The sequence below is a fragment of the Sphaerisporangium sp. NPDC004334 genome (assembly GCF_053602655.1).
The window spans coordinates 21,003-30,489 of the sequence record NZ_JBSGDZ010000054.1; the positions used below are offsets into that span (position 1 = coordinate 21,003).

8 protein-coding genes and 1 pseudogene are annotated in these 9,487 nt (G+C 70.9%); 4 read left to right on the forward strand and 5 right to left on the reverse strand.

Annotation, left to right across the window (positions count from 1 at the left end; genetic code table 11):
- The first annotated feature begins 58 nt into the window (after window positions 1–58).
- Window positions 59–2,287, forward strand: a complete 2,229-nt coding sequence (locus ACWEN6_RS39475) for a molybdopterin-dependent oxidoreductase (protein ID WP_452577191.1) — start codon at window positions 59–61, stop codon at window positions 2,285–2,287.
- On the opposite strand, the gene ACWEN6_RS39480 is transcribed toward ACWEN6_RS39475, so the two are convergent.
- Complete coding sequence (locus ACWEN6_RS39480) at window positions 2,224–3,354, reverse strand: anti-sigma factor RsbA family regulatory protein (RefSeq protein WP_452577193.1); 1,131 nt, start codon at window positions 3,352–3,354, stop codon at window positions 2,224–2,226. The two genes, ACWEN6_RS39475 and ACWEN6_RS39480, sit on opposite strands and share 64 nt — an antisense overlap.
- Window positions 3,351–4,208 carry an MEDS domain-containing protein gene (locus tag ACWEN6_RS39485; RefSeq protein WP_452577194.1) on the reverse strand — a complete coding sequence of 286 codons (858 nt, stop codon included), beginning with the start codon at window positions 4,206–4,208 and terminating at the stop codon, window positions 3,351–3,353. Before ACWEN6_RS39485 ends, ACWEN6_RS39480 begins: the two co-directional genes overlap by 4 nt.
- Before the next feature lie 331 nt (window positions 4,209–4,539).
- Here ACWEN6_RS39485 and ACWEN6_RS39490 point away from each other — a divergent pair, with 331 nt between their 5' ends.
- Window positions 4,540–5,643: an acyltransferase family protein gene (locus ACWEN6_RS39490; RefSeq protein ID WP_452577196.1), complete on the forward strand. Its 1,104-nt coding sequence runs from the start codon at window positions 4,540–4,542 to the stop codon at window positions 5,641–5,643.
- Here ACWEN6_RS39490 and ACWEN6_RS39495 read toward each other — a convergent pair.
- Window positions 5,622–6,302, reverse strand: coding sequence for a polysaccharide deacetylase family protein (locus tag ACWEN6_RS39495; RefSeq protein ID WP_354853473.1), 681 nt, complete (start codon window positions 6,300–6,302; stop codon window positions 5,622–5,624). The two genes, ACWEN6_RS39490 and ACWEN6_RS39495, sit on opposite strands and share 22 nt — an antisense overlap.
- A 318-nt stretch (window positions 6,303–6,620) precedes the next feature.
- On the opposite strand from ACWEN6_RS39495, the gene ACWEN6_RS39500 reads away from it, so the two are divergent.
- Window positions 6,621–6,983: a YciI family protein gene (locus ACWEN6_RS39500; protein WP_452577197.1), complete on the forward strand. Its 363-nt coding sequence runs from the start codon at window positions 6,621–6,623 to the stop codon at window positions 6,981–6,983.
- Window positions 6,984–7,170: 187 nt separating this feature from the next.
- Here ACWEN6_RS39500 and ACWEN6_RS39505 read toward each other — a convergent pair whose 3' ends face one another.
- Together ACWEN6_RS39505 and ACWEN6_RS39510 are read right to left on the reverse strand one after the other, a co-directional pair.
- Window positions 7,171–8,376, reverse strand: a complete 1,206-nt coding sequence (locus tag ACWEN6_RS39505; protein ID WP_452577198.1) for a cytochrome P450 — start codon at window positions 8,374–8,376, stop codon at window positions 7,171–7,173.
- A gap of 38 nt (window positions 8,377–8,414) precedes the next feature.
- Entirely contained in the window at window positions 8,415–8,876 is a 462-nt protein-coding gene (locus ACWEN6_RS39510) for a GbsR/MarR family transcriptional regulator (protein WP_452577200.1), read from the reverse strand.
- A 375-nt stretch (window positions 8,877–9,251) separates the two neighbouring features.
- Between ACWEN6_RS39510 and ACWEN6_RS39515 the strand changes: the two are divergent.
- Window positions 9,252–9,487: pseudogene (locus ACWEN6_RS39515) on the forward strand (endo-1,4-beta-xylanase); the annotation flags it as partial.

Genomic DNA, 9,487 nt, shown 5'->3' on the forward strand with positions numbered 1-9,487 from the left:
CCCCCCATCTCCGGCGCCTGCTCATCATGGGTCCAATCGACGATCTCAGGGAGTGCCGATGAGAACCGCGCACCGGACCTGTCCCCTATGCGATGCCGTCTGCGGCCTGCGGCTCACGCTCGACGACACCGGACGCGTCACGTCGGTCAAGGGCGACCCGGACGACCCGTTCTCCAAGGGCTTCATCTGCCCGAAGGGCGCGAGCCTCGGCCACCTCGACCAGGACCCCGACCGCCTGCGCGTCCCCCTCGTGCGCAAGCAGGACGACGAATGGCACGAGGTCAGCTGGCAGGAGGCCTTCGAGACCGTCGAGCAGGGGCTCAAGGGCGTCATCGACCGGCACGGCCGCGACGCCGTGGCCCTCTACCTCGGCAACCCGACCTTCCACACCATGGGCGGCATCCTGTACCGGGGGGCGCTGGGCCAGGCCCTCGGCACGCGCAACGTCTACTCCGCCAGCACGATCGACCAGATGCCCAAGCACGTCGCCTGCGGCTACCTGTTCGGCGATCCGCTCGCCATCTCGGTGCCCGACGTCGACCGCACCGACTACTTCCTCGTGCTCGGCGCCAACCCGGTGGAGTCCAACGGGTCGCTGTGCAGCGCCCCCGACTTCCCGAGCCGCCTCAAGGCGCTGCGCGGGCGCGGCGGCCGGCTCGTGGTCGTCGACCCGCGCCGCACCCGCACCGCCGCCGTCGCCGACGAGCACCTGTTCATCCGCCCGGGCACCGACGCGTTCCTGCTGTTCGGCATCGTCCACACCCTGCTCGCCGAGGACCTCACGACGATCGGCCTCGACGTCGCCGGGCTCGACGACCTGCGGCGGCTGTCGGAGGACTTCACCCCCGACATCGTCTCGCCGGTGTGCGGCGTGCCCGCCGCGGACATCGCCCGCATCGCCCGTGAGCTGGCCGCGGCGCCCACGGCCGCCGTCTACTCGCGCATCGGCGGCTCCACGGTCGAGTTCGGCACCGCGACGCAGTGGCTCGTCGATGTGATCAACATCCTGACCGGCAACTTCGACCGGCCCGGCGGCGTCATGTTCACCCGCACCGCCACCATGGACCTCGGCCGCACCGGCGAGCCGTACACCACCGGGCGCTGGCACAGCCGCGTGCGCGGATTGCCGGAGTCGCTCGGCGAGCTGCCGGTGGCCACCCTCGCCGACGAGATCGAGACCCCGGGTGAGGGGCAGGTCAGGGCTCTGGTGTCCGTGGCCGGCAACCTGGTGCTCTCGGCGCCGGGCGGCCCCCGCCTGGACCGCGCGCTGGCCGGCCTCGACTTCGTGGTCTGCGTCGATCCCTACCTGAACGAGACCACCAAGCACGCGAACGTCATCCTGCCGCCGCCGCGCATCCTGCAGATGCCGCACTACGACTTCCTGCTGCTGTCGGTCACCGTGCGCAACTACACGCGGTTCTCCCCGGCCATCCTGCCGCTTTCCCCCGAGCAGATGTCCGAGGCCGACATCCTGTCGAAGCTCACGCTCATCGCCTCCGGCCAGGGCGCCGGCGCCGACCCCGCAGCGCTCACCGAGATGATGCTGGACCAGATTCTCGGCGGGGCCACGCAGGCGCCGGGCTCTCCCTTCGAGGGCAGGGACGTCGCCGAGGTGCGGGCCTCGCTGATCGGCGACAGCGGGCCCGAGCTGCTGCTGGACGCCTTCCTGCGGCTCGGCACGCACGGACTGTCGCTCGCCGACCTGCTGGACAACCCGCACGGCATCGACCTCGGGCCGCTCACGCCCCGGCTGCCGGAGCTGCTGTGCACCGAGTCGGGCCGGGTGGAGCTGGCCGCGCCGCGGCTGGCCGAGGAGGCCGGACGGCTGCGCGAGCGGCTCGCCGCGCCGGCCCCCGAACTGCTGCTCATCGGACGCCGGCAGCTGCGCTCCAACAACAGCTGGCTGCACAACGTGCCCACGCTGGTCGGCGGGAGCAACCAGTGCACCCTGCACGTCAATCCGGCCGACATCGCGCGGTACGGCATCGGCGGGCAGGCGGTGATCCGGTCGGCGAACGGCGAGCTGGTCGTGCCGGTCGAACCGAACGACGCCATCATGCCGGGCGTGGTCAGCCTGCCGCACGGATGGGGCCACGCGGGCAGCACCCAGCGCGTCGCGGCCGAGCACGCCGGGGTCAACGCCAACGCCCTCACGGACGAGTCGGTGGTGGACGTGCCGTCGGGCAACGCCGTGTTCAACGGCGTCCCGGTGACCCTCGCGCCCTACGAGCCCGAGGAGCCGGCGCTGACCGGGTCGTTCCCGCTGCCTTCCACCGCCGCCGTCTGAGCGAGGTCCCCACCGGCTCCGGCCGCGGTCGTCCGGGCGAGGCTTCCGCCGGCTTCCACTACGGCCGGCTCAGCGAGGACTCCGCCGGCTCCGGCCGCGGCAGGGTCGCCGGGCGGGGACAGCAGGAAGTGCAACCGCACGGAGGTGCCCGCGGGCCGGTGGTGGATGCGCACCAGGTCGGCCAGCTCGTTGGCGATGAGCACGCCGCGCCCGCGGGTCGCGCCGTCCGCCGGCGGGATGCGCCCGGTCATCGGGTCGGCGATGTGCCCGGTGTCGTCGAGCTGGCAGGCGAGCACGCCGTCCTCGGCCCACACCGTCAGCGTGGCGGGCCCGGTCGTGTACTCGGTGGTGTTGGTGGCCAGCTCGTTCATCGCCAGCAGCAGCTCGACGACGCGCTCCCCGGCCAGGCCCTCCGCCATCGCCCGCACGGTGAGGAAGTCACGCACGCCCGGCAGCGCGCCGACGCCGGTGAAGGTGTACCGCTCGGCGTCCTCCGGCGGCGCGGGCAGCGGCCAGTCGAACGCCGCGGCCGTCTCGAGCGGGTCGCCGTAGGCGGCGCTGGCCCGGCTCCCGTCGGCGTCCTCCAAGATGGGATGGGTGCGCTCGGCGTCGGCCAGCGCCGAGGGGGCGAGCGCCGAGGCGTCGTACGGGCACAAGATGGCGGCGTCCCGGCCGGCGAACGCGGCGTTGATCAACGCCTCGTGCGCGACGCAGGCCGGGTACTCGACGGCGCTGCGGCCCTTCCAGATGGGCTCCCCGATGATCCACACGCGGCGGCCGGGGTGGGCGCCGGCGAAGGCCAGCAGGACCGAGGGGATGATGCGCCCCGGATTGCGGCCCGCGCGGGCCATGTCGGCGAAGGTCACGGCGTCGCCGTCGGCGCCGAGCCGTGCGCGGACCAGCTCGCCGTTGCCGCCGGGGACGGCGACCAGGGCAGGGTCCCCGGACGCCAGCGCGCGCCGGACGAACGCCGCGCAGCCCGACGCGTACTGGTCCAGGTCCCGGTAGAACAGGCCGATGTGCTCGAACGGGCCGGCCGCCCGCGGGGCAGGTGCGTGCCGGTTCATGCGACGGCCCCCGCGCACGGCTCGCCGCCCAGCAACCGCATCAGCTTCGCCAGCGGCACCGAGCACCCGGTGATGCGCACTTCGGGCGGGGCGGTGGTGGCCGCGCCCATGAGCAGCCTGGCGGCGCCGGCGTCGGCGAACCGCAGCCCGGCCACGTCGAGGGTCACCGTGGCGTCCGAGCGGGACATGTCGTCGATGACGTCGGCCAGGGTGGCGGCCAGCGCGTCGCGGTTGGAGGCGTCGGCCTCACCGATCAGCCGCAGCCCCGGCGGCTCACCGGTGCGCTCCATGCGCAGCAGCGGCCGCCAGTTCCAGTCGGTGCCGGGTTCCATGCGGGACGGGTGCGCGGCCGAGACGCGCAGGAGGCTGACCGGGTCGAACAGCCGCCGGTCGTACAGGCAAAGGGCCATGGCGTAGCCGTCGGCGAAGACGCGGTTGACCTGGGCCTCATACCAGTGGAGAGGGTCGGGGCCCACCACACCTGCTCTCGCCCACGACATGTCGCCGATCAGACGCAGAGCCGTGTACCCGCCGCCGCGCGCCACGGCGATCTCGCGCTGCCAGGCGTCGAGCACCACCATGGGGTCGAACAGGCCGTTGGTGAGGTAGCCCTCCCGCGGGTGGCCCATCTGCAGTTGCCCGGTGCGGGCCAGACGCCAGGCGTCCACGCCGTTGTCCGCCAGCTCGCGCAGCAGGATGTCCGGGGACGCGTCGGAGAGGTAGACGATCTTCTGGTCGGCGTCGGCGCCGGCCTGCACGTAGCCCGTTATGGCGGCCAGCCGCTGGTGTTCGTCGTCGAAGGTCCAGCACACGTGGTCGCCTGGCCGTATTCGATCCACAACCGATGGATCCATCGGCCTCCTCATTTCTGGCGGACGCCTTCCCGTTCCGGTTCTCCTACCCCCGGACCGGACCGCAATCCGCCGTGCTGCCGGGTCAACCCGACTGCACCGGGCCGCAATTCAGGCTACCAGCCGCATATCGACCGCCGGAGGTGAAAACCCCGCGCCTGGTGGCCCGGTGGCCTCGGCCGCTTCCGGCGTTCCCGGCGGCGGGCGGCCCGGTGGCCTCAGCCGCTTCGGGCGTCCCCGGCGGCGGGCGGCGCGGGCCGCCGCTGCCGGGAATCGGCCGCCTACCTGGAAGAGGACGGCTAATTGGACGATCTATATCGCTATATTCATGGCCATGCTGCTCCCGGCCCCCGAGGTCGCAGATCTACCGGTCGTGCATTCCGTCCGGCCACGGCTGCGCGTGCTCGACCTGCTGCGCTTCTGCGCGGCGTTCGCGGTGGTGCTCTTCCACTACGGGCACACGCGGGCGTGGGGGACGCCGAACGCCTTCCCCACTCTGAGCACGGTGACCATGTTCGGGGTCTACGGGGTCCGCATGTTCTTCGTGATCAGCGGGTTCGTGATCCTGATGAGCGCGTGGGGACGCACTTCCGGCGAGTTCGCCTCCTCGCGGATCGCCCGGCTCTACCCGGCGTACTGGGCCAGCGTGATCATCCTCGGCGCGCTCGCGCTCGTGGGACTCACCACCGACCACCGGCCGACCCTGAGCGAGCTGATCGCCAATCTCACCATGCTGCAGCACGGGCTGCGGATCCGCGATCTGGAGCTGGTGTACTGGACGCTCTGGCAGGAGCTGGTCTTCTACGTGCTCATCGCGGTGTTCGCCGCGATCGGCTTCACCTACCGGCGCTGCCTGGCCTTCCTCGGCGGCTGGTTGGTGCTCTTGGCCATCGCCGAGCGGGTGGACGCCGACCTCCTCCAGGCCGTCCTCGTCCCCTTCAGCGCCCCGTACTTCATCGCGGGGATGGCCCTGTACCTCGTCCACCGCTTCGGCGGGTCACTGTTCCCCTGGCTGTTCGTGGGCGCGGGCTGGGCGGTCGCGCTCGTGCAGGTGCTGGGGGAGAACCCGCCGGCCGTCCAGCGGTTCGGGCAGAACCTCGGATCCGCCCTGGTGGTCGGCGTGATCTCCCTGATCTTCCTGGTGATGATCCTGGTCGCGCTCGGCACCTTCGACGGGGTCGACTGGCGCTGGCTCACCGTGCTGGGCGCGCTCACCTACCCGCTGTACCTGTTCCACCACCACGTCGGGTACCTCCTCATCGGGTGGCTGCACGCGCCGCTGGGCAGGTGGCTCACCCTGCCCGTGGTGCTGGCCGCCGCGCTCGTCCTGGCGTACGGCGTGCACCGGCTGGTCGAGGTGCCCCTGCAGGACCGGCTGAGGTCCGCGCTCAACCGGTCCCTCCGCGCCGAAGACGGCTACTCGGACCGGGCCGGGTAGACCTCGCCGCCCTTGAGCTCGCGTCCCTGCAGCAGCGCCGTCACCGTCACGAAGTGGTAGCCCTGCTTCTCCAGCGTGGTCAGCACGGCCGGCATCGCCTTGACGGTCTGGGGGACGATGTCGTGCAGCAGGATGACGCCGTTGCGCTTGGCCAGCTTCAGCGTCCGCGCGGTGATGACCTTGGTGTCGCGCGCCTGCCAGTCGAGCGTGGAGCCCGTCCACAGGATCTGCGGCAGTTCCAGCTCGGCCATCAGGCGGCCGACCCGGGAGTCGGTGGCGCCGTTCGGCGGGCGCATCATCGTCGGCCGCTCGCCGATCGTCTGCTCGATCACCTCGGAGGTCGAGTTGACCTCCTGCATGATCTCGTCATCGGTCAGCTTGGTGAGATCGGGGTGGGTCCAGGTGTGGTTTCCCACCTCGTGGCCCTCCGCCACGATGCGCCTGGCCAGCTCGGCCCGGCCCTCGACCTTGCGGCCGAGCAGGAAGAAGGTGGCCTTGGCCTTGTGCTTCTTCAGCGTGTCGAGCAGTTCGGGGGTGTAGGGCCACGGCCCGTCATCGAAGGTCAGCGCGATGCACTTGTACCGGGCGCAGTACGGCTTGGCCGGCTCGTCCGCCTTCTTCCCCGTCTCGGCCGCCGCCGGAACGGTCAGCAGGCCCATCGCACACACTGTTGCCACAAGTACTCGGACTTTCCGCCACATGGCCCCGAATCTTAGTGAAACCGCGCACTAGTAGCGATCTCTACCCACGGTTCCCCGCGATCCGTCACTGGCGGGCTCGTGCGCCCGTACCGTGTCGAAGGGGGACCCGCCGGCGGTCGCGACCCTCTGACCTGGTGTTCCTGGGCAGAACGACGGCGACGAAAATTGTCCCGACGAGAGTGTCGAAACGGCGTGCCGGCGTTCGACGCGTGTGTGACGGCTGGTCGACGCGTCCGGGATCCGCCGGACCCAGCCCGAGACGACAAGGGAGCGACAATGCGATTTCTGATGATGCACCGGCTCGACGAGCGTGCCCCCGAGGCCTGGAACCCCAGCCAGGAGTTCATAGAGAAGATGGGCGCGTTCATCCAGGACTCGATGGAGAAGGGCATCCTGATCACGGCCGAGGGCGTTCACCCGTCCGAGCGGGGCGCGCTGGTCCGCAAGGCCCGCGGCGGCGGGCTCACCGCGATCGACGGCCCGTTCACCGAGGTCAAGGAGGTCATCGGCGGCTTTGCGCTGCTGAACTTCGACGACCGCGCGCAGGCCGTCGAGTACGCCAAGCGGTACGCCGACCTCTTCGACGACGTCGAGGTGGAGGTGCGCCAGGTCGCGGAGGCCGACGACTTCCCGGCCTGACGACACCGGCGGAGGCCGGCCCCATCGACACCGGCGGAGGCCGGCCCCATCGACACCGGCGGAGGCCGGCCCCATCGACACCGGCGGAGGCCGGCCCCATCGACACCGGCCCCCGCCGGCGTCTCCGCGCCCGGCAGGCGTGGCGGGGGAAGAACGGTCTCGCCCGCCACGCGTCGGTCAGGCGTCCTCACTCAAGGACGAGCGGCAGGCGGCGCACTCCTGTCAGAGACGGCGTGGGGATGAACTGCACGGGGTCCTGCGGGTCGGTGCGAAGGACGTCGAACCGGTCGAGCAGGATGTTCAGCGCGACCTGTCCCTCCAGCCGGGCCAGGGGCGCGCCCAGGCAGAAGTGGATGCCGCGGCCGAAGCCGAGGTGCGGGTTGGGCTCGCGACCAGGGGCGAAGACGCCGGGGTCGCGGAACTGGCGTGGATCCCGGTTGGCCGCCGCGAGCCAGACCATGACCATCTGGTCGGCCGGTATCGTCGCGTCGCCGAGCCGCGCCTCCCGGGTGGTGGTGCGGCCGAGGAGGGCGAACGGGGTCAGGAACCGGATGGACTCCTCGATGACGGCCGGGATCGCCGGACGGTCGGCGCGTACCGCCTCCTGCTCGCCGGGGAAGGCGTCCAGGCACAGCACCGTGTTGCCGAGCAGCATCGTCGTGGTGATGTGACCGGCGAGCAGCAGCACGATGGCGAAGTTCACCACCTGCTCGTCGGGCAGGCGCTCGCCGTCCACCTCCGCCTGCACCAGCCTGGTGAGCAGGTCGGCGCGCGGCCGCCGCCGGCGTTCCGCGGCGTGCGCGGCGAGGTAGGTCGACATCTCCTTCCACGGTCCCATCGTGGCCTCGAGGTCCGCGCTGCGCTCCTCGGCGGACCGGTTGAGCGAGATCTCGGCGTCCCGCTGGAACAGCGCGTCGGCCCACTGTTTGAACAGGGCGCGATCGCTGCTCGGCACCCCGAGCAGCTCGGCGATGACGATGACCGGCAGCGGGTAGGCCAGGTCGGTCACGAGCTCGAACCGCTCGCGCTCGCGCGCCGCGTCGATCAGCTCGCCGGTGAGCGCGGCGATCCGCGGTTCGAGATCGGCCACGACCTTGCGGGTGAAGGCGCTGCTGACCAGCTTGCGCAGTTTGCCGTGCTCCGGCGGGTCGATCTGGGTGATGAAGCCGTTCAGCGAGAAGTCGTCCTCGCTGGGCAGCAGCTCCTTGGGGACGACGCGCATGGTGTCGGAGGAGAACGTCGCCGGGTCGCCGAGGACCTCGTGAGCCTCCGGGTATCCGTAGACGTTCCACAGTCCGGTGCCGGCGTCGAACTCGACCGCCGGGCCCGAACGGGGCCCGTGCAGCCAGAAGTGCCGTTCGGGGATGTCGTACCGTTCGACGATGTCGGACATCGCCTCTCCTTGGTTGAGGATCCCTCTGCCGATGTGGGTCAGGACGACCTCTCGCGGTACTCCTTCCAGCGCTCGAACATCCCGTCCGAGTCCTGCAGGATGAAGGCGAAGAACTCCCGGGTGTCCTCCAGCCGGCCGCGCTGGCCGGGCCGGTCGTCGCCGATGACGGACAGCCCGTAGTCGAGCGTGTCGAGGCTCTGCCTGACGATGGCCAGCTGAACCCGCATGACCTGGTCCCATCCGCCGCCGACCATCCGGTAGCGGTGCTCGCGGGCGGAGGTGGGGACGCGTTCCACCATCCCGCTCAGCTCGAGCTGCCTGGCGACCGTGCTGACCGCGGTCTTGCTCACCCCGAGCGTCGCCGCCAGGCCGGTGAGCGACTGGTCGGGCGGGTCGCAGATCATGAGCCACCCGTACAGGCGGCCCATCGTGCGCGTCCCGCCCAGCCGCTCCATGATCAGTCCCATGCGATCGACGAACTCGGCCTCCGAAACTTTCACCCGCGCCAACTCCGCAATGATCGTCAACTACGTACTTGACGAAGTGTACGTCGGTCGGCGCCGGACGTGAAGAGCGGCACGGACAGGACAGACCTCGCGTCCGCGGAGAGGCGGCCGGGCTCATCGGGCGATTTCAGGGGTCTCCCTCGGTGACGTCGCACCTCTGAAAGTTTCTCGCTGACTTGACACATTTCGGCAGGGTTTCCAGACTGTGTTTCCGAGGCGGCTCCTCCTGCCATGTGGTGGTGTGCGGTGAGGACCGTCATTCGTGACGCCCTAGTGGTGTGCGTTCCCTGATCACGGGACGCGGCGTCGATCGCGCGGGGTGACCCCAGCGTGTCCGCATTTCCGTGATTCAGTCTGGAGCACTCAGTCATGGGCATTAGAGAGATGCTTCCGCCGCTGCCTTTCAGGCGGCCGCGGGTTCTGATCGCCGCCGCCGCCGGCCTGCTCGGCGTGGTCGCCGCGGTGACCGTACCGACCATGCCGGCCGGTGCGGCGGCGAGCACGCTCGGCGCGGCCGCCGCGCAGAGCGGGCGGTACTTCGGTACGGCCATCGCTTCGGGGCGGCTTGGTGATTCGGCGTACACGACCATCGCGAACCGTGAGTT